Origin of the sequence: Streptomyces sp. ActVer (assembly GCF_027270795.1) — a bacterium.
GTDB lineage: Bacteria > Actinomycetota > Actinomycetes > Streptomycetales > Streptomycetaceae > Streptomyces > Streptomyces umbrinus_A.
Genome location: NZ_JAPWHT010000188.1, coordinates 1 through 18756 on the forward strand (window position 1 = coordinate 1; position 18756 = coordinate 18756).

The 18756-nt window shown below is 69.5% G+C and carries 17 protein-coding genes and 1 pseudogene; 1 reads left to right on the forward strand and 17 read right to left on the reverse strand.

What is annotated here, in order from left to right; genetic code table 11:
- From O3Q52_RS27670 to pyrR, 14 genes and pseudogenes are all read right to left on the reverse strand, one after another.
- Positions 1–600 (reverse strand): annotated as a pseudogene (locus O3Q52_RS27670) (primosome assembly protein PriA); the annotation flags it as partial.
- A 448-nt stretch (positions 601–1048) separates the two neighbouring features.
- Positions 1049–2272, reverse strand: coding sequence for a methionine adenosyltransferase (gene metK / locus O3Q52_RS27675; protein ID WP_269651438.1), 1224 nt, complete (start codon positions 2270–2272; stop codon positions 1049–1051).
- A 237-nt stretch (positions 2273–2509) separates the two neighbouring features.
- The gene (gene coaBC / locus O3Q52_RS27680; RefSeq protein WP_269651439.1) at positions 2510–3712 is read right to left on the reverse strand and encodes a bifunctional phosphopantothenoylcysteine decarboxylase/phosphopantothenate--cysteine ligase CoaBC; all 1203 of its coding nucleotides are present in this window, start codon (positions 3710–3712) and stop codon (positions 2510–2512) included.
- 102 nt (positions 3713–3814) lie between these two features.
- Positions 3815–4087 carry a DNA-directed RNA polymerase subunit omega gene (gene rpoZ / locus O3Q52_RS27685; RefSeq protein ID WP_006382157.1) on the reverse strand — a complete coding sequence of 91 codons (273 nt, stop codon included), beginning with the start codon at positions 4085–4087 and terminating at the stop codon, positions 3815–3817.
- A 38-nt stretch (positions 4088–4125) separates the two neighbouring features.
- The gene (gene gmk, locus O3Q52_RS27690) at positions 4126–4719 is read right to left on the reverse strand and encodes a guanylate kinase (protein WP_269651440.1); all 594 of its coding nucleotides are present in this window, start codon (positions 4717–4719) and stop codon (positions 4126–4128) included.
- Positions 4720–4757: 38 nt separating this feature from the next.
- Positions 4758–5081: an integration host factor gene (locus O3Q52_RS27695; protein WP_005319887.1), complete on the reverse strand. Its 324-nt coding sequence runs from the start codon at positions 5079–5081 to the stop codon at positions 4758–4760.
- A gap of 256 nt (positions 5082–5337) precedes the next feature.
- On the reverse strand, positions 5338–6186 hold the full coding sequence (gene pyrF / locus O3Q52_RS27700) for an orotidine-5'-phosphate decarboxylase (RefSeq protein ID WP_269651441.1): 849 nt from the start codon (positions 6184–6186) through the stop codon (positions 5338–5340).
- The gene (locus O3Q52_RS27705) at positions 6183–7292 is read right to left on the reverse strand and encodes a quinone-dependent dihydroorotate dehydrogenase (protein ID WP_269651446.1); all 1110 of its coding nucleotides are present in this window, start codon (positions 7290–7292) and stop codon (positions 6183–6185) included. The genes pyrF and O3Q52_RS27705 overlap by 4 nt, the downstream gene beginning before the upstream one ends.
- 80 nt (positions 7293–7372) lie before the next feature.
- The gene (gene carB / locus O3Q52_RS27710) at positions 7373–10681 is read right to left on the reverse strand and encodes a carbamoyl-phosphate synthase large subunit (RefSeq protein ID WP_269651442.1); all 3309 of its coding nucleotides are present in this window, start codon (positions 10679–10681) and stop codon (positions 7373–7375) included.
- Positions 10674–11831: a glutamine-hydrolyzing carbamoyl-phosphate synthase small subunit gene (gene carA, locus O3Q52_RS27715; RefSeq protein ID WP_269651443.1), complete on the reverse strand. Its 1158-nt coding sequence runs from the start codon at positions 11829–11831 to the stop codon at positions 10674–10676. Before carA ends, carB begins: the two co-directional genes overlap by 8 nt.
- Positions 11828–12448, reverse strand: coding sequence for a hypothetical protein (locus O3Q52_RS27720; RefSeq protein ID WP_269651444.1), 621 nt, complete (start codon positions 12446–12448; stop codon positions 11828–11830). Before O3Q52_RS27720 ends, carA begins: the two co-directional genes overlap by 4 nt.
- Complete coding sequence (locus O3Q52_RS27725; protein ID WP_189839870.1) at positions 12445–13731, reverse strand: dihydroorotase; 1287 nt, start codon at positions 13729–13731, stop codon at positions 12445–12447. Before O3Q52_RS27725 ends, O3Q52_RS27720 begins: the two co-directional genes overlap by 4 nt.
- Before the next feature lie 5 nt (positions 13732–13736).
- Complete coding sequence (locus tag O3Q52_RS27730; protein WP_189839871.1) at positions 13737–14714, reverse strand: aspartate carbamoyltransferase catalytic subunit; 978 nt, start codon at positions 14712–14714, stop codon at positions 13737–13739.
- 136 nt (positions 14715–14850) lie between these two features.
- Positions 14851–15441, reverse strand: a complete 591-nt coding sequence (gene pyrR, locus O3Q52_RS27735) for a bifunctional pyr operon transcriptional regulator/uracil phosphoribosyltransferase PyrR (RefSeq protein ID WP_189839872.1) — start codon at positions 15439–15441, stop codon at positions 14851–14853.
- 243 nt (positions 15442–15684) lie between these two features.
- Between pyrR and bldD the strand changes: the two genes are divergently transcribed.
- Positions 15685–16185, forward strand: coding sequence for a transcriptional regulator BldD (gene bldD / locus O3Q52_RS27740; protein WP_027751102.1), 501 nt, complete (start codon positions 15685–15687; stop codon positions 16183–16185).
- Positions 16186–16443: 258 nt separating this feature from the next.
- Here bldD and nusB read toward each other — a convergent pair whose 3' ends face one another.
- The 3 genes from nusB to O3Q52_RS27755 are packed head-to-tail and all read right to left on the reverse strand — an operon-like array spanning position 16444 to position 18612.
- Positions 16444–16878 carry a transcription antitermination factor NusB gene (gene nusB, locus O3Q52_RS27745; RefSeq protein ID WP_143635383.1) on the reverse strand — a complete coding sequence of 145 codons (435 nt, stop codon included), beginning with the start codon at positions 16876–16878 and terminating at the stop codon, positions 16444–16446.
- A 2-nt stretch (positions 16879–16880) separates the two neighbouring features.
- Positions 16881–17447 (reverse strand): elongation factor P, encoded by a 567-nt coding sequence (efp, locus tag O3Q52_RS27750; RefSeq protein WP_055613844.1) that lies wholly within the window; start codon positions 17445–17447, stop codon positions 16881–16883.
- A 58-nt stretch (positions 17448–17505) separates the two neighbouring features.
- On the reverse strand, positions 17506–18612 hold the full coding sequence (locus O3Q52_RS27755) for an aminopeptidase P family protein (RefSeq protein WP_269651445.1): 1107 nt from the start codon (positions 18610–18612) through the stop codon (positions 17506–17508).
- Between the last annotated feature and the right edge of the window lie 144 nt (positions 18613–18756).

An 18756-nucleotide genomic window follows, 5' to 3' on the forward strand; every position in this document is an offset into this window, starting at 1 on the left:
CTCGACGAAGGCGGCCCCCCGCGAGTACCGGGCCCAGGACCCCACCCCGGGCGCCTCGGGAACCGGCAACGGCTCGGGCGACGGCTTCTGCTCGGCTCTCGCGTTGCGCGGCGGCACGGCCAGCTGCAGCACATCGGCCAGACTCCCCGCGTACCGATCGGCGACGGCCCGGGCGAGCCCCAGCAACTCCTCGCTCAACACGGGCTCGGGCGAGACGACTTGAGCGAGCGCGGCCAGCGGCCCGGAGTAGTCGGACTCGGCCAGCCGCTCGATCAGGAACCCGTCGATCAGCCCGCCACCCTCACGCCGCCCCTCCCGCACCCGATGCCGCCCGGCCCCGAACCGCACCCGCACCCGCACCCCCGGCTGGGCGTCGGCATCAAGCTCTTCGGGCACGGCATAGTCGAAGTACCGGTCGAGATGCAGCACGCCCTTGTCGACGAGCACCCGCGCCACGGGCAGCTCCTTGGCGACCGCGGCCCCCCGCCAGGTCCGCGGCTTGGCCCGCGGCGCCTTCCGCACGGCATCCCGAATCAACGCAAGCTGCTCGGGCGGGGCACCCTCGGCCCCACCTTCACCACGCCCATCCGTGCTGCTCACAGCAACATTCCTACCAGACCGCACTGACACCGCCGCGCGCCCGAGATCAGGCCGGCCGCGGATCGCGAACGCCCCTGGGGCGTTTCTGCCATGGGCCACTCGGCCATACCGGTCCAGGACCGGCAGCAGGATTCGAACCTGCGAGGGGATAACCCGGAAGTATCCGCAACCATCGCACCGGGCGCGACGACGTCAGCTCCTCCCGAGTTCAGAACGGCAGCGGTACATGAACCAGATTCACCGCACGCACTCGGCGCACTCCACCGAAGTAACCGCGGCCTGCGCACCGGGAGGGCCGCCAGCGTACGAAGTCCGACGACGGCCGTGCCAACCATTTGTCGGCCCAGCCGTCTGCCCGCGGAATCCGACGGGCGGACAGCGGCGAGGCCCGGCGCCCCTGAGGGGGCACCGGGCCTCGCCGAAACAGCTGGCCGAAAAGCAGCAGGACCTAGAGCCCCGCGGCCTTCCGCAGTGCGTCCACCCGGTCCGTCTTCTCCCAGGTGAACTCGGGCAGCTCACGGCCGAAGTGGCCGTACGCGGCGGTCTGGGCGTAGATCGGGCGGAGCAGGTCCAGGTCGCGGATGATCGCGGCGGGGCGGAGGTCGAAGACCTCGGTGATGGCCGTCTCGATCTTCTCGGCGTCGATCTTGGCGGTGCCGAAGGTCTCGACGAAGAGGCCGACGGGCTCGGCCTTGCCGATGGCGTAGGCGACCTGGACCTCGCAGCGGGTGGCGAGGCCCGCGGCGACGACGTTCTTCGCGACCCAGCGCATGGCGTACGCGGCGGAGCGGTCGACCTTGGACGGGTCCTTGCCCGAGAAGGCGCCGCCACCGTGGCGGGCCATGCCGCCGTAGGTGTCGATGATGATCTTGCGGCCGGTGAGGCCGGCGTCGCCCATCGGGCCGCCGATCTCGAAGCGGCCGGTCGGGTTGACCAGCAGGCGGTAGCCCTCGGTCTCCAACTTGATGCCGTCGTCCAGGAGGGCCTTCAGCTCAGGCTCGACCACGAACTCGCGGATGTCGGGGGCCAGGAGGGAGTCCAGGTCGATGTCCGACGCGTGCTGCGAGGAGACGACGACCGTGTCCAGACGGACCGCCTTGTCGCCGTCGTACTCGATGGTGACCTGGGTCTTGCCGTCCGGGCGCAGGTACGGGATCGTCCCGTTCTTGCGGACCTCGGAGAGGCGGCGCGACAGGCGGTGCGCGAGGTGGATCGGGAGCGGCATCAGTGCCGGCGTCTCGTCCGTCGCGTAGCCGAACATCAGGCCCTGGTCGCCCGCACCCTGCTTGTCGAGCTCGTCCCCTTCTTCACCTGCGGCGGCACCCCCGACCCGCTTCTCGTACGCCGTGCCGACGCCCTGCGCGATGTCGGGCGACTGCGAGCCGATGGACACCGAAACGCCACAGGACGCGCCGTCGAAGCCCTTCTTCGAGGAGTCGTAGCCGATCTCGAGGATCTTGTCGCGCACGAGTTGCGCGATCGGCGCGTAGGCCTTGGTGGTGACCTCTCCGGCCACGTGCACCAGGCCGGTGGTGATCAGCGTCTCCACGGCGACCCGGGAATGCGGGTCCTCGCGCAGAAGCGCGTCGAGAATGGTGTCACTGATCTGGTCAGCGATCTTGTCGGGGTGACCCTCGGTCACAGACTCCGAGGTGAACAGGCGACGGGACACAACGCTCCCTGAGGTTGCAGCGGCTGCTGGCTGATCATTGGCGGACGCCCGGGGGCTGCGCCCGACGTCGTCCGAGAACAGTTTATCGGTCGCGCTCTGCCGCCGGGCTACTGTCTCGCTTCTCGGAAGCGCTGTGACCTGCGGCACGGGCATTCTGCGACACGACGAACCTTCTGCGCCAGGCTCCCACACCCTGATCCGACGGTTCCAGCGGGTCTGTTGAAGCGAATGAGACATTCACCCGATGCGACGCGCCACGAGATCCCACACGGTCTCGGCCAGGGCTTCCTTGGGCCCGTACGGCACCGCGGTCTCGCTTCCGTCGGCACCCAGCACCACCGCCTCGTTCTCCTCGGAGCCGAAGGTCTTGCGCTCGCCGACCTCGTTCACCACGAGAAGGTCGCAGCCCTTTCGCCGAAGTTTCGTGCGGCCGTTGGCCAGGACCTCGTCCGTCTCGGCGGCGAAACCGACGATCACCTGGCCCGGGCGGGCACGGTCCGCCGAGATCTCCGCGAGGATGTCCGGATTACGGACCAGAACGATCGGCTCCGGTTCCTCTCCGTCCTTCTTCTTGATCTTTCCGGCCGCGTATGCAGCTGGCCTGAAGTCCGCGACCGCCGCCGCCATCACCACGGCGTCGGCGTCCGGCGCGGCCTTGAGCACGGCCTCACGCAACTGCACGGCGGTCCCTACCTGTACGACGTCGACACCGGCCGGGTCCGGCATGCCGGTGTTCGCGGCGATCAGTGTGACCCGGGCGCCCCGGGCGGCTGCGGTGCGCGCGAGGGCGTACCCCTGCTTCCCGGAGGAGCGGTTCCCGAGGAAGCGGACCGGGTCGAGCGGCTCGCGCGTGCCGCCGGCGCTGACCACGACGTGCCGGCCGGCGAGGTCGGGCTCGGCCACACCGCGCGCGAGCACCCTGCGGCAGACCTCGAAGATCTCCGACGGCTCGGGCAGCCGCCCCTTGCCCGTGTCCACACCGGTCAGGCGCCCCACCGCGGGGTCGATGACGACGGCGCCACGGCGGCGCAGCGTCGCCACGTTCTCCTGGGTGGCCGGGTGCTCCCACATCTCGGTGTGCATGGCGGGGGCGAAGACCACCGGGCACCGGGCGGTGAGCAGCGTGTTCGTCAGCAGGTCGTCGGCGAGGCCGTGGGCGGCCTTCGCGAGCATGTCCGCGGTGGCGGGGGCGACGACGACCAGGTCGGCGCCCTGACCGATGCGGACGTGCGGGACCTCGTGGACGTCCGACCAGACCTCGGTGGAGACGGGGTGGCCGGAGAGCGCGGACCAGGTCGCGGCGCCGACGAAGTGCAGCGCGGACTCGGTCGGAACGACCCGCACGTCGTGCCCCGACTCGGTCAGCCTCCGCAGCAGCTCACAGGCCTTGTACGCGGCGATGCCACCGCTGACCCCCAGCACGACCTTCGGCTTGTCCACGTCTCTCCCCAGACCTCGGAAAACGTACGCCCCCATCACACACCACAGGTCCGGCAGTCGCGCTGCCGGACCTGTGGAAAAGCAAACTGCAAGCCGAAAATATTACTGCGCCGGGCCTTCGACGGCCTCCGACGTCAGGAGACCCGCGTTGATCTCGCGCAGGGCGATCGAGAGCGGCTTCTCGTGGACGTGGGTGTCGACGAGCGGACCGACGTACTCAAGAAGGCCCTCACCGAGCTGCGAGTAGTACGCGTTGATCTGACGGGCCCGCTTGGCCGCGTAGATCACCAGGCTGTACTTGGAGTCGGTGGCTTCGAGGAGCTCGTCGATCGGAGGGTTGATGATGCCCTCGGGCGTGGAGATGGAAGAGGACACGCTCTGCCTTCCGAAAGGTGGGATGGGATCGAAAACGATCACACAACTTCCATCAAGGCTAGCAGCTCACGCGCCACGTCCTCGACGGAGGTGTTGACCAGGGTGACGTCGAACTCCGGCTCGGCCGCCAGTTCGATCTTGGCGGCCTCCAGCCGGCGCTCGATGACCTCGGGCGGCTCGGTGCCCCGCCCGGTGAGTCTGCGCACGAGTTCCTCCCAGGAGGGAGGAGCCAGGAACACCAGCAGAGCGTCCGACATGGACTCACGGACCTGCCGGGCTCCCTGGAGATCGATCTCCAGGAGGACCGACTCGCCCGACTCCAGCCGTTCGAGCACGGCCTTGCGCGGTGTCCCGTAGCGGTTGCCCGCGAACTCCGCCCATTCGAGCAGTTCGCCGTTGGCGATCAGCTTGTCCATCTCCTCGTCGCTGACGAAGAAGTAGTGGACACCGTGCTTCTCCCCGGGGCGCGGCCTGCGGGTCGTCGCCGACACCGAGAGCCAGACCTCGGGGTGTTCCTTGCGCATATGGGCGACGACCGTGCTCTTGCCGACCCCGGAGGGGCCGGAGAGCACGGTCAGCCGCGGACGTACGTCCGGGGGTACGGGGGTCGTCCCCCGGGGTGTTGCAGCCATGCGGCGATTATCCAGGTTCTCAGGGGTGCCCGAGAACGTCAGGCAGCACCGCCGCCGAACTCGCGCTCAAGAGACGCGATCTGATTGGAGCCGAGACCGCGCACACGGCGGCTCTCGGAGATGCCAAGTCGCTCCATGATCTGCTTGGCGCGGACCTTGCCCACGCCCGGCAGGGACTCCAGGAGGGCGGAGACCTTCATCTTGCCGATGACGTCGTTCTCCTGGCCCTGCTTGATGACCTCGTGAAGGGAGGCGCCGGAGTGCTTGAGTCGATTCTTGACCTCGGCCCGCTCCCGGCGAGCCGCGGCGGCCTTTTCGAGCGCGGCTGCGCGCTGTTCAGGGGTAAGGGGCGGAAGAGCCACGCCTACGTCACCTCGGATGTCGAACTGTCGGATACGGACCGGTGAGGAACCTAGTCGCCCCACACCTGGGGAGCAACGAGCAACGCTCTTGCCCGTTCACTCTGCGTCGGAGACTAGCGGGCAAGTCCGCCGGAGTCAGCGAGAACAGCGGAAAAGTCCTGGTCAGCCTCCATCGAGTCCGACATTCCAGACAAAATGCCCCGGATTTGAGGATGTATTCAGACTCGGGACGCCTGAAGGACGCCCACGAAAACCGCTAGGCAGACGCCACGGCCGCCCTGATCTGCTCGGCGAAGAGGTCCGATGACGCGCGTAGCGAGCCGATGTCGGGACCGTGACGCAGAACACCCCGGCTGACATTCGGGACCACCTGGTGCACCGCCGCGCCGAACACGCCCGGCAGATCCGCCGGCGTGGCCCCCTGGGCACCGATTCCGGGTGCGAGGAGCGGGCCGTTGATGTCGAGGTCGTACGAGGACAGATCGCCGAGCGTGGCACCGACGACCGCCCCGAAGGAGCCCATCGGGGTCTCCCCCGCGTTCTCCTCGGCGAGATGGGCCAGCATCGTCGCGCCCACATTGCGGAGGGCCGTGTCCTCGGGGCGTACCGCGTGCTGCACCTCGCCGCCCTCCGGGTTGGAGGTCAGCGCGAGCACGAACAGTCCCGATCCGCTCTCCCGCGCGAGGTCGACCGCCGGCTTCAGCGACCCGTAGCCGAGGTACGGCGAGACGGTGAGCGCGTCGGAGAAGAGCGGGGAGCCCTTCTCCAGGAAGGCGGAGGCGTAGGCCGCCATGGTCGAGCCGATGTCGCCGCGCTTGGCGTCCATGACGACCAGCGCGCCTGCCTGGCGCGCCTCCTCGACCGACTTCTCCAGTACGGCGATGCCGCGCGAACCGAAGCGCTCGAAGAACGCGCTCTGGGGCTTGAGCACGGCGACCCGGTCGGCCAGCGCCTCGACGACGGTGCGGCTGAAGCGCTCCAGACCGGCGATGTCGTCGTTCAGACCCCAGTCGGCGAGCAGGGAGGCGTGCGGGTCGATCCCGACGCACAGGGGCCCGCGCTCGTCCATGGCGCGGCGCAGCCGCGATCCGAAGGGCTCAGTCATACCGTCGTCTTCCTCACGTCGGCGCCGACCGCGTCGGCGAGAGTGGCATGCGGGCTGGTGCGCAGGCGGGCGGCGAGGCCCTTGTGGATGGCGCGGCCCCAGAAGGGGCCCTCGTAGACGAAGGCGCTGTAACCCTGGACGAGCGTGGCGCCCGCCAGGATCCGCTGCCAGGCGTCCTCGGCGTTCTCGATGCCGCCGACGCCCACGAGGGTGATCCGGTCCCCCACGCGCGCGTAGAGGCGTCGCAGCACCTCCAGGGAGCGTGCCTTCAGCGGGGCGCCCGAGAGTCCGCCGGTCTCTCCGACCAGGGCGGGTTCGGACTTCAAACCGAGCCCCTCGCGCGCGATGGTGGTGTTCGTGGCGATGATCCCGTCCAGGCCGAGTTCGACGGCGAGGTCCGCGACGGCGTCGACGTCCTCGTCGGCGAGATCGGGCGCGATCTTCACCAGCAGCGGAACCCGGCGCGTGGTCACCGTCCGGTCGGCGGCCTCACGGACTGCGGTCAGCAGCGGCCGCAGCGACTCCGTGGCCTGGAGGTTGCGCAGCCCGGGCGTGTTCGGCGAGCTGACGTTGACGACGAGATAGTCGGCGTACGCGGCCAGCCGTTCGGTGGACTTCACGTAGTCGGCGGCGGCCTCGGCCTCCGGAACCACCTTGGTCTTGCCGATGTTGACGCCCACGACGGTCCTGAAGACGGGCGTACGGGCCGCCAGGCGGCCTGCCACGGCCTCGGAGCCCTCGTTGTTGAACCCCATGCGGTTGATCAGCGCGCGGTCCGGCACAAGGCGGAACAGGCGCTTCTTCGGATTGCCGGGCTGCGCCTCCCCCGTGACCGTGCCGATCTCGATGTGGTCGAAGCCGAGCATCGACATCCCGTCGATGGCGACCGCGTTCTTGTCGAAGCCCGCCGCGAGCCCGAAAGGCCCGTGCATCCGCAGCCCGAACGCCTCGGTCCGCAGCTCCTTGTGACGGGGTGCGAGCACGGCGGCGACGAAGGTCCGCAGGACGGGGACACGGACGGCGAGCCGGATCCAGCGGAAGGCGAGGTAATGAGCCTGCTCCGGGTCCATCCGTTTGAAGACCAGGTTGAAGAAGAGCTTGTACATGATCAGTGTCCTCACGAAGAGCCTCATGAAGAAGGCTCATGAAGAGGGGGACACCGTTTCCGGTGTCCCCCTCAGGGCTGCTAGTCGCGGGCCGCGGTCAGGTGTTGGGCGTGTTCCTGGAGCGAACGCACGCCCACGTCACCGTGGTTGAGCGCGTCGATGCCCTGGACGGCGGCGGCGAGCGCCTGGACCGTCGTCAGGCAGGGCACGGAACGGGCCACCGCGGCCGTACGGATGTCGTAGCCGTCGAGGCGGCCACCGGTCCCGTACGGCGTGTTGACGATGAGGTCGACCTCGCCCTCGTGGATGAGCTGGACGATCGTCTTCTCGCCGTTCGGGCCCTCGCCCTCGGACTGCTTGCGGACGACGGTGGCGTTGATGCCGTTGCGCTTGAGCACCTCGGCCGTGCCGGAGGTGGCGAGCAGTTCGAAGCCGTGGGCGACCAGTTCGCGCGCCGGGAAGATCATCGAGCGCTTGTCGCGGTTGGCGACCGAGATGAAGGCGCGGCCCTTGGTCGGCAGCGGACCGTACGCGCCCGCCTGGGACTTGGCGTACGCCGTGCCGAACACCGAGTCGATGCCCATGACCTCGCCGGTGGAGCGCATCTCCGGGCCGAGGATCGTGTCGACGCCGCGGCCGTGGATGTCGCGGAACCGCGACCACGGCATGACGGCCTCCTTGACGGAGATCGGGGCGTCCAGCGGCAGTTCACCGCCGTCGCCGTGGGCCGGAAGCAGCCCCTCTGCGCGCAGTTCGGCGACGGTCGCGCCCAGCGAGATCCGGGCGGCGGCCTTCGCCAGCGGCACCGCGGTCGCCTTCGAGGTGAAGGGAACGGTGCGCGAGGCACGCGGGTTGGCTTCGAGGACGTACAGGATGTCGCCCGCCATCGCGAACTGGATGTTGATGAGTCCGCGGACCCCGACACCCTTCGCGATGGCCTCCGTCGAGGCCCGCAGGCGCTTGATGTCGAAGCCGCCCAGCGTGATCGGGGGCAGCGCGCACGCCGAGTCGCCGGAGTGGATGCCGGCCTCCTCGATGTGCTCCATGACACCGCCGAGGTACAGCTCGTGGCCGTCGTACAGCGCGTCCACGTCGATCTCGATCGCGTCGTCCAGGAAGCGGTCGACCAGGACCGGCCGGGACGGGCTGATCTCGGTCGACTCCTCGATGTACGAGGCCAGCCGCGTCTCGTCGTACACGATCTCCATGCCGCGCCCGCCGAGGACGTACGACGGCCGGACGAGGACGGGGTAGCCGATCTCGTCGGCGATGGCCTTGGCCCCGGCGAAGGTCGTGGCGGTGCCGTGCTTCGGCGCGGGCAGCCCGGCCTCCGCGAGGACCTGGCCGAAGGCACCGCGGTCCTCGGCGGCGTGGATCGCCTCGGGCGGAGTGCCCACGACGGGTACGCCGTTGTCCTTGAGCGCCTGCGAGAGGCCCAGCGGGGTCTGTCCGCCGAGCTGGACGATGACGCCCACGATCGGTCCGGCGAGGGTCTCGGCGTGGACGATCTCCAGCACGTCCTCGAGCGTGAGCGGCTCGAAGTACAGGCGGTCGGAGGTGTCGTAGTCCGTGGAGACGGTCTCGGGGTTGCAGTTGACCATCACGGTCTCGTAGCCCGCGTCGCTCAGCGCGAAGGAGGCGTGGACGCAGGAGTAGTCGAACTCGATGCCCTGGCCGATACGGTTCGGGCCCGAGCCCAGGATGATCACGGCGGGCTTCTCGCGGGGCGCGACCTCGGTCTCCTCGTCGTACGAGGAGTAGAAGTACGGCGTCTTGGCCGCGAACTCGGCGGCGCAGGTGTCGACCGTCTTGTAGACCGGGCGTACGCCGAGCGCGTGCCGCACCTCGCGCACCACGTCCTCGCGCAGGCCGCGGATCTCGCCGATCTGGACGTCGGAGAAGCCGTGGCGCTTGGCCTCGGCGAGCAGCTCCGGGTCCAGTTTGTCGGCGGCGGCCAGCTCGTCCGCGATCTCCTTGATCAGGAACAGCTGGTCCACGAACCACGGGTCGATCTTCGTGGCCTCGAAGACCTCCTCGGGCGTGGCACCCGCGCGGATGGCCTGCATGACGGAGTTGATGCGCCCGTCGGTCGGCCGGATGGCCTCGGCCAGCAGCTCACGCTTGTCGCCGGGCTCGCCGACGAACGTGAACTGGCTGCCCTTCTTCTCCAGCGACCGCAGCGCCTTCTGCAGCGCCTCGGTGAAGTTGCGGCCGATCGCCATGGCCTCGCCGACCGACTTCATGGTCGTGGTCAGCGTGGAGTCGGCGGACGGGAACTTCTCGAAGGCGAACCGCGGGGCCTTGACGACCACGTAGTCGAGCGTGGGCTCGAAGGACGCCGGAGTCTTCTCCGTGATGTCGTTCGGGATCTCGTCGAGGGTGTAGCCGACGGCCAGCTTGGCGGCGATCTTGGCGATCGGGAAGCCGGTCGCTTTCGACGCGAGGGCCGAGGAGCGCGACACCCGCGGGTTCATCTCGATGACGATGATGCGGCCGTCGTCCGGGTTCACCGCGAACTGGATGTTGCAACCGCCGGTGTCGACGCCGACCTCACGGATGATCGCGATGCCGATGTCACGCAGGCGCTGGTACTCGCGGTCGGTCAGCGTCATCGCGGGCGCCACGGTGATCGAGTCGCCGGTGTGCACACCCATCGGGTCGAAGTTCTCGATGGAACAGACGACCACGACGTTGTCGTTCTTGTCGCGCATCAGCTCCAGCTCGTACTCCTTCCAGCCGAGGATGGACTCCTCCAGGAGCACCTCGGTGGTCGGCGAGAGCGTGAGGCCCTGGCCGGCGATCCGGCGCAGCTCCTCCTCGTCGTGCGCGAAACCGGAGCCGGCGCCGCCCATGGTGAAGGAGGGCCGGACGACGACGGGATAGCCGCCGAGCGTCTCGACGCCCTGGAGCACGTCGTCCATGGAGTGGCAGATGACCGAGCGGGCGGACTCGCCGTGCCCGATCTTCTCGCGGACGGCCTCGACGACGTCCTTGAAGAGGTCGCGGTCCTCGCCCTTGTTGATCGCCTCGACGTTGGCGCCGATCAGCTCGACGCCGTACTTCTCCAGCACACCCTGCTCGTGCATGGAGATCGCGGTGTTGAGGGCGGTCTGGCCGCCGAGCGTCGGCAGCAGGGTGTCCGGCCGCTCCTTGGCGATGATCTTCTCGACGAACTCCGGGGTGATCGGCTCGACGTACGTGGCGTCGGCGATCTCCGGGTCGGTCATGATCGTCGCCGGGTTGGAGTTGACGAGGATGACCCGCAGGCCCTCGGCCTTGAGGACGCGGCAGGCCTGGGTGCCGGAGTAGTCGAACTCGGCGGCCTGGCCGATGACGATCGGGCCGGAGCCGATGACCAGGACGGACTGGATATCGGTGCGCTTAGGCACGCTGGCCCTCCATGAGCTCTACGAAGCGGTCGAACAGGTAGGCCGCGTCGTGCGGGCCCGCCGCCGCCTCGGGGTGGTACTGGACGCTGAACGCCGGCTGGTCGAGGAGCTGCAGCCCCTCGACGACCTGGTCGTTCAGGCAGACGTGCGAGACCTCGGCACGCCCGTAGGGGGTCTCGGAGACCTTGTCGAGCGGCGCGTCGACGGCGAAGCCGTGGTTGTGCGCGGTGACCTCGACCTTGCCGGTCGTACGGTCCTGCACGGGCTGGTTGATGCCCCGGTGGCCGTACTTCAGCTTGTACGTGCCGAAGCCGAGGGCGCGGCCGAGGATCTGGTTGCCGAAGCAGATGCCGAAGAGCGGCGTCTTCCGCTCCAGCACGGCACGCATCACGGAGACCGGGTGCTCGGCCTTCTCCGGGTCGCCGGGACCGTTGGAGAAGAACACGCCGTCCGGCTCGACCGCGTAGATGTCCTCGACCGTCGCGGTGGCGGGCAGCACGTGCACCTCGATACCGCGCTCGGCCATGCGGTGCGGGGTCATGCCCTTGATGCCGAGGTCCACGGCGGCGACGGTGTACTTCTTCTCACCGATCGCGGGGACGACGTACGTCTCCTTGGTGGCCACTTCCTCGTAGAGGCTGGCGCCCTTCATCTCGGGGGCCTGGCGCACCTCGGCGAGCATGGTGCCCTCGTCGGGCAGCGCGTTGCCGGAGAAGATGCCGACGCGCATGGCGCCGCGCTCGCGCAGGTGGCGGGTGAGCGCGCGGGTGTCGATCCCGCTGATGCCCACGACGCCCTGCCGGGTGAGCTCCTCGTCCAGCGAGCGCCGGGAGCGCCAGTTGGAGGGCACGCGCGCGGGGTCCCGTACTACGTAACCGGCGACCCAGATGCGCTTGGACTCGGGGTCGTCGTCATTGACGCCGGTGTTGCCGACGTGCGGGGCGGTCATCACGACGACCTGGCGGTGGTACGACGGGTCGGTGAGGGTCTCCTGGTAGCCGGTCATGCCGGTGGAGAACACCGCTTCGCCGAAGGTCACCCCCACGGCCCCGTAGGCGCGGCCGCGGAAGGTGCGGCCGTCCTCCAGGACGAGTACGGCGGGAGCCGCCTTTCGCCTCTGTGAGGCGGTTCCCTGGATGGAGGTCGTCATCGTGCGCCTTCCGTCTTGTCGCTCTTGTCGCTCTTGTCACTCTTGTTGATCATGCTGTTCAGGGTGTCGACCCACTCGTTGTGCTCGGCCGCGTGGTCGGACCGGAAGCCCGAGTCGATCAGCCGGTCGCCGTGCTCCCAGGTGACGACGAGGAGCCCGCCCTCGGTGAGGACCTTGCCCGCGATGCCCTTGTCGAGCCGGGCTTCACGCAGTTGCGCCACGGGCACGAAGAAGTCGGCCGCTCCGGGGCGTACGACATCCAGTCCCGCGTCCGTCAGTGTGACCTCGGCCCGGCTGCGGGTGCCCAGGCCGTGCGCCACGATGCGGTCGAGCCACTGCCCGGCGGTGGTGGAGCCGTGGTAGCGGCCACTCATCGAAAGCACAGTCAGTCTCGCCTCGCCGGGCTCTTCCGGCGCGGTGGGCAGCTCGGGAAGGTCGCCCTGGAGCGCGCCGCGCCACTTCCAGCCCTCGCGCATCAGCCAGTAGACGAGCGCGATGAACAGCACGAGGCCGACGAGCCAGCCGATCCGGGCGGCCCAGTCGGTCACTTCCGCGGACTTCTGTTCCGCGGCGATGTCCGCCGCGATCCGCGCTGCAATGGGGGTGAGTGATGTCACGCGAGCTTCCCGTCGACGAGCGTGGCCCTGCCCCGGAGCCACGTGTGCGTGACACGGCCCGGCAGCTCGCGACCCTCGTACGGAGTGTTGCGGCTGCGCGACGCGAAGCCCGCGGGGTCCACGGCTCCACGGTATGCCGTGTCGACGAGGGTGAGGTTGGCGGGCTCGCCTGCCGAGACGGGACGGCCGTGGCCCTGCGCCCGGCCGATGCCGGCGGGCTTGAACGACATACGGTCGGCGACCCCGGCCCAGTCGAGGAGCCCGGTCTCGACCATCGTCTGCTGGACGACGGACAGCGCGGTCTCCAGGCCCACCATGCCCATGGCGGCCGCGGCCCACTCGCAGTCCTTGTCCTCGTGCGGGTGCGGGGCGTGGTCGGTGGCGACGATGTCGATCGTGCCGTCGGCGAGCGCCTCGCGCAGGGCCATGACGTCGCGCTCGGTGCGCAGCGGCGGGTTGACCTTGTAGACGGGGTTGTACGAGCGCACCAGCTCGTCGGTGAGGAGGAGGTGGTGCGGGGTGACCTCGGCGGTGACGTCGATGCCGCGGGACTTGGCCCAGCGCACGATCTCCACCGATCCCGCGGTCGACAGGTGGCAGATGTGCACGCGCGATCCGACGTGCTCGGCGAGCAGGACGTCCCGGGCGATGATCGATTCCTCGGCCACCGCGGGCCAGCCGCCCAGGCCCAGCTCGGCGGAGACGACGCCCTCGTTCATCTGGGCGCCCTCGGTGAGCCGGGGCTCCTGCGCGTGCTGGGCGACGACCCCGCCGAAGGCCTTCACGTATTCGAGCGCGCGCCGCATGATCACGGCGTCGTCGACGCACTTGCCGTCGTCCGAGAAGACGGTGACGCCCGCGGCCGACTCGTGCATCGCGCCGAGCTCGGCGAGCTTCTTGCCCTCAAGGCCGACGGTGACGGCACCGATGGGCTGCACGTCGCAGTATCCGTGCTCCTGGCCCAGCCGGTAGACCTGTTCGACGACACCGGCGGTGTCGGCGACCGGGAAGGTGTTGGCCATGGCGAAGACGGCCGTGTAGCCACCGCTCGCGGCGGCGCGCGTACCGGTCAGGACGGTCTCGGAGTCCTCGCGGCCGGGCTCGCGCAGATGGGTGTGCAGGTCCACGAGCCCCGGCAGGAGCACCTTGCCGTCGGCCTCGACGACCTCGGCGCCCTCGGCCGACAGGCCGCTGCCCACGGCCGCGATCTCGGAGCCGTCGATCAGGACGTCCTGCGGCTCGCCGCCGAGCACCTTCGCACCACGGATAAGGATCTTGCTCATGTGACTTACTTCTCCTCGGTACGGGTGTGGGTGACGGCGGGCTCGTTGCCGCCGAGAAGCAGATAGAGCACGGCCATCCGGATCGAGACGCCGTTGGCGACCTGCTCGATGGCGGTGCAGCGCTCGGAGTCGGCGACCTCGGCGGTGATCTCCATGCCGCGGACCATCGGCCCGGGGTGCATCACGATGGCGTGCTCGGGCATCTTCGCCATCCGGTCCCCGTCGAGCCCGTAGCGCCGCGAGTACTCGCGCTCGGTCGGGAAGAACGCCGCGTTCATCCGCTCGCGCTGCACGCGCAACAGCATCACGGCATCGGACTTGGAGAGCGTGCTGTCCAGGTCGTACGAGACCTCGCAGGGCCAGGACCCGACGCCGACGGGCACCAGGGTCGGCGGGGCGACGAGGGTGACCTCGGCGCCGAGAGTGTGCAGCAGGTCGACGTTCGAGCGGGCGACCCGGCTGTGCAGGATGTCGCCGACGAGCGTGATGCGCTTGCCGGCCAGGTCCTGCCCGAGGCCCGCGTCCCGGCCGACGAGCCGGCGGCGCATGGTGAAGGCGTCGAGCAGCGCCTGCGTGGGGTGCTGGTGGGTGCCGTCGCCCGCGTTGATGACGGCGGCGTCGATCCAGCCGGAGGTGGCGAGCCGGTACGGGGCTCCGGAGGCGCCGTGCCGGATGACGACGGCGTCGACGCCCATGGCTTCGAGGGTCTGCGCGGTGTCCTTGAGGGACTCGCCCTTGGAGACGCTGGACCCCTTGGCGGTGAAGTTGATGACGTCCGCGGAGAGACGCTTCTCCGCGGCCTCGAACGAGATCCTCGTCCGGGTGGAGTCCTCGAAGAAGAGGTTGACGACGGTGCGGCCGCGCAGGGTCGGCAGTTTCTTGATCGGCCGGTCGGCGACCCGGGCCATCTCCTCGGCGGTGTCGAGGATCAGGACGGCGTCGTCGCGGGTGAGGTCGGCGGCCGAGATGAGATGACGCTGCATCTGTCAGGCTCCGTAAGGCAGTTCAGGTCGGGAAGCGGAGGCCCGGGAGGTGTCCCCTTGCAAGGGCACAGCCGGGCGGACGCGGGCGCGCGGAAGCGCACTCGGGGTCGTACGAGCGGACGCGGGCTCTGTGCCGCTACTGCTCGCCGGGCCGGGCGGTCCGCTTCGCACCGAGCAGCACGGTGTCGCGACCGTCCTCCTCGGCGAGCTGGACCTTGACCGTCTCCCGCAACGACGTGGGGAGGTTCTTGCCGACGTAGTCGGCGCGGATCGGGAGTTCGCGGTGACCTCTGTCGACGAGGACCGCGAGCTGGACCGCACGGGGGCGCCCGATGTCGTTCAGGGCGTCGAGGGCGGCGCGGATGGTGCGGCCCGAGAAGAGCACGTCGTCGACGAGGACGACCAGGCGGCCGTCGATGCCGTCACCGGGGATGTCAGTACGGGCCAGTGCACGCGGCGGATGCATGCGCAGGTCGTCGCGGTACATGGTGATGTCGAGGGAGCCGACCGGGATCTTGCGATCGGTGATCTCTTCGAGCTTGGCGGCCAGCCGCTGGGCGAGGAAGACGCCTCTGGTCGGAATGCCGAGAAGCACCACGTCGTCGGCGCCCTTGGCGCGTTCGACGATCTCGTGGGCGATGCGGGTCAGCACCCGCGCGATGTCGGGGGCTTCCAGAACGGGCCGTGCGCCGGCCTCGTACTGCTGCTTGTCCTGCTCTGAGTCCATACGAAACGGACCTCCTTCTCCGCCTCACGGGACGGATCATTAAAGGACGTCGGAATTGCGCCATCCACGGTACCAGCCCGGCAACGCCCCTGATCACCCCCTTGGCACCAGCCGTACCGGGCTCCCACGGAAGGGTCGGTCCGGACCATTCGGCTTGACGAGGCAGAGTCACGCTGCGTAACCTCACAGTGAGTCACCAGCCGCGCGGCCGAGCCGCACGTCGACACAGTGCCGGGGAGCTATATGTCCAGCGAATACGCCAAACAGCTCGGGGCCAAGCTCCGCGCCATCCGCACCCAGCAGGGCCTTTCCCTCCACGGCGTCGAGGAGAAGTCCCAGGGCCGCTGGAAGGCGGTCGTGGTCGGTTCCTATGAGCGCGGCGACCGCGCCGTGACCGTGCAGCGTCTCGCCGAACTGGCGGACTTCTATGGAGTGCCGGTGCAGGAACTGCTGCCCGGCACCACTCCGGGCGGCGCCGCCGAGCCGCCGCCGAAGCTGGTCCTCGACCTTGAGCGGCTGGCCCACGTGCCGGCCGAAAAGGCGGGCCCCCTGCAGCGCTACGCGGCGACGATCCAGTCCCAGCGCGGCGACTACAACGGCAAGGTGCTGTCGATCCGCCAGGACGACCTGCGCACGCTCGCCGTCATCTACGACCAGTCCCCCTCGGTCCTCACCGAGCAGCTGATCAGCTGGGGCGTCCTGGACGCCGACGCGCGCCGCGCGGTCTCCCACGAGGACGCCTGACCCGCACCAGGACTGAGAAGGAACGTGCCGCCGGGGTGGGCGGAACCAGACGGTTCCGGCCACCCCGGCGGCTTTCTGCGGGCGTCGGGGACGCCGGAGGTACGGGTGAACGCCGGAGGGGCCCCAGCATCCTGCTGGGGGCCCTCCGGCGTTCCTACGTCCTGCGAGTCCGGCCCCGTAAGGGGCGCGGGGAACTGCGCGACCAGCCCCATGCGACCCGCACCTCACATCGAACCGCGCGGAGCGAATCCCTGAGGCTCAAACCTCGTCGCGCCGAAGCGACGACTTGAGCTCCTTGAACCGGCCGAGCAGACCGTTCACAAACGCGGGCGACTCATCCGTGGAGAACTCCTTGGCGAGCTGCACGGCCTCGTCGAGCACCACGGCATCCGGGGTCTCGTCGACCCAGATCAGCTCATAGGCGCCCAGACGCAGGATGTTGCGGTCGACGACCGGCATCCTGTCGAGCGTCCAGCTCACCGCGTACTGCGAGATCAGCTCGTCGATGCGCTTCGCGTACTTCGCGTAGCCCTCGACGAGCTGCATGGTGTACTCGCTCACCGGCGGCTGCCGGGTGTCGGTCCGGGAGTGCCGGATCCAGTCACCCAGGACCGTCTGGACGTCCACGCCGCGCTGGTCCCCCTCGAAGAGGATCTGGAAGGCGCGCTTGCGGGCCGTATTGCGGGCAGCCACGGTTAGCTGTTCACCCGGCCGAGGTAGTCGCTCGAACGGGTGTCGACCTTGATCTTCTCACCGGTGGTGATGAAGAGCGGGACCTGGATCTGGTAACCGGTCTCCAGGGTGGCGGGCTTGGTGCCGCCGGTGGAGCGGTCGCCCTGGACACCCGGCTCGGTCTCCTGGATGACCAGCTCGACGGCGGCCGGCAGCTCGACGAAGAGCACCTCGCCCTCGTGCTGGGCGACGGTGGCGGTGAAGCCCTCGATCAGGAAGTTGGCGGCGTCGCCGACGGCCTTGCGGTCGACCATGAGCTGGTCGTAGGTCTCCATGTCCATGAAGACGAAGTACTCGCCGTCCATGTACGAGAACTGCATGTCACGCTTGTCGACAGTGGCCGTCTCGACCTTGACGCCGGCGTTGAACGTCTTGTCGACGACCTTGCCGGAAAGCACGTTCTTCAGCTTGGTGCGCACGAAGGCCGGGCCCTTGCCGGGCTTGACGTGCTGGAACTCGACGACGGACCAGAGCTGGCCGCCTTCGAGCTTGAGCACCAGGCCGTTCTTGAGGTCGTTCGTGGAAGCCACGGTTGCGGAATCTCCTGGACTGACGTGGACGACCCCGGAACACGCGCACAGCGGGAAGCTAGAGCGCGAGCAGCTCCTTGGTCGTAATGGTGAGTAGCTCGGGTCCGCCGTCCGCCTCGGGGCGCACGACGAGCGTGTCATCGATCCGGACACCGCCCCGGCCCGGGATGTGGACCCCCGGTTCGACGGTGACCGGCACGCAAGCGTCCAGTTTACCCATGGCCGCGGGGGCCAGCTGCGGGTCCTCGTCGATTTCGAGCCCCACACCGTGCCCGGTCAGCGGAGGAAGGCCGTCCGCATACCCCGCCGAGTCGAGAATCTGGCGGGCCGCACGGTCCACGTCACGGTAGGCGGCACCGGGTACGAGGGCCTCGCGGCCGGCGCGCTGGGATGCGAAGACGAGGTCGTACAGCTCGATCTGCCAGTCGGCGGGCGAGGTCCCGATCACGAAGGTGCGGCCGATCTCGCAGCGGTAGCCGCGGTAGGTCGCACCGAGGCAGACGGAGAGGAAATCTCCTTCTTCGACCCGGCGATCGGTGGGCCGGTGGCCGCGGTGCCCGGAGTTCGGCCCCGTGCCGACCGAGGTCGTGAAGGCCGGGCCGTCGGCGCCGTGGTCGACCAGACGGCGTTCGAGTTCCAGGGCGAGATGGCGTTCGGTGCGGCCGACGAGGATGGACTCCAGGAGCTCGCTCAGCGCCTGGTCGACGATCTCCGCGCCGATGCGCAGGCAGGAGATCTCCTCCTCGTCCTTGATCACACGCAGCTGCTCGACGGCCGCGCCGAGGTCGCCCAGGCGGAGCCGGGGCGCCACCGAGCCGATCGCCCGGTGCCGGGTCACGGTCAGGTGGTGCTCCTCGACGGCGAGGGAGTCGGCGCCCTGGGCCGCGGCGAGGTCCGCCGCGGCGACGGCGGGGTCGCCTCCGGGGCTCGGCAGCGTGTGCATCCGGAGGGCCTCGTCCGGCCTGCCCTCGTCGAGCGGGGCTTCGGGGGAACCGCCGTACACGAGCAGGTCCTCGGTCTTCCCCAGCAGGAGTACGGCGCCGTGGGGGGCCACGCCCGCGAGGTAGCGGACGTTGGCGGGGCGGGAGATCAGCGCGGTTGCGCTGCCGCTTGCCGTGCAGCGCTCTCTCAGCCGGTCGCGGCGGGCCGCGTACGCCTCTGACATGACCCGAGCGTATGAGCTCCGCGGGGTTGGCGCCGGTTGGGGAGGCCGAGTGGGGGGTGCCGCGCGGGGGACGGGGTGGGGGTGACGGTTGTGTGCCGGGTGCGGGCCCGGTGGGGGCCGGTCGCGCAGTTCCCCGCGCCCCTG

Coding starts and splice junctions, on each gene's coding strand:
- gmk (WP_269651440.1), bottom strand. CDS start 4,719: ATGGCTGCAACACCCCGGGGGACGACCCCCGTACCCCCGGACGTACGT.
- O3Q52_RS27725 (WP_189839870.1), bottom strand. CDS start 13,731: ATGAGCAAGATCCTTATCCGTGGTGCGAAGGTGCTCGGCGGCGAGCCG.
- pyrR (WP_189839872.1), bottom strand. CDS start 15,441: ATGGACTCAGAGCAGGACAAGCAGCAGTACGAGGCCGGCGCACGGCCC.
- pyrF (WP_269651441.1), bottom strand. CDS start 6,186: ATGACTGAGCCCTTCGGATCGCGGCTGCGCCGCGCCATGGACGAGCGC.
- bldD (WP_027751102.1), top strand. CDS start 15,685: ATGTCCAGCGAATACGCCAAACAGCTCGGGGCCAAGCTCCGCGCCATC.
- O3Q52_RS27705 (WP_269651446.1), bottom strand. CDS start 7,292: ATGTACAAGCTCTTCTTCAACCTGGTCTTCAAACGGATGGACCCGGAG.
- O3Q52_RS27755 (WP_269651445.1), bottom strand. CDS start 18,612: ATGTCAGAGGCGTACGCGGCCCGCCGCGACCGGCTGAGAGAGCGCTGC.
- carA (WP_269651443.1), bottom strand. CDS start 11,831: ATGACGACCTCCATCCAGGGAACCGCCTCACAGAGGCGAAAGGCGGCT.
- O3Q52_RS27730 (WP_189839871.1), bottom strand. CDS start 14,714: ATGCAGCGTCATCTCATCTCGGCCGCCGACCTCACCCGCGACGACGCC.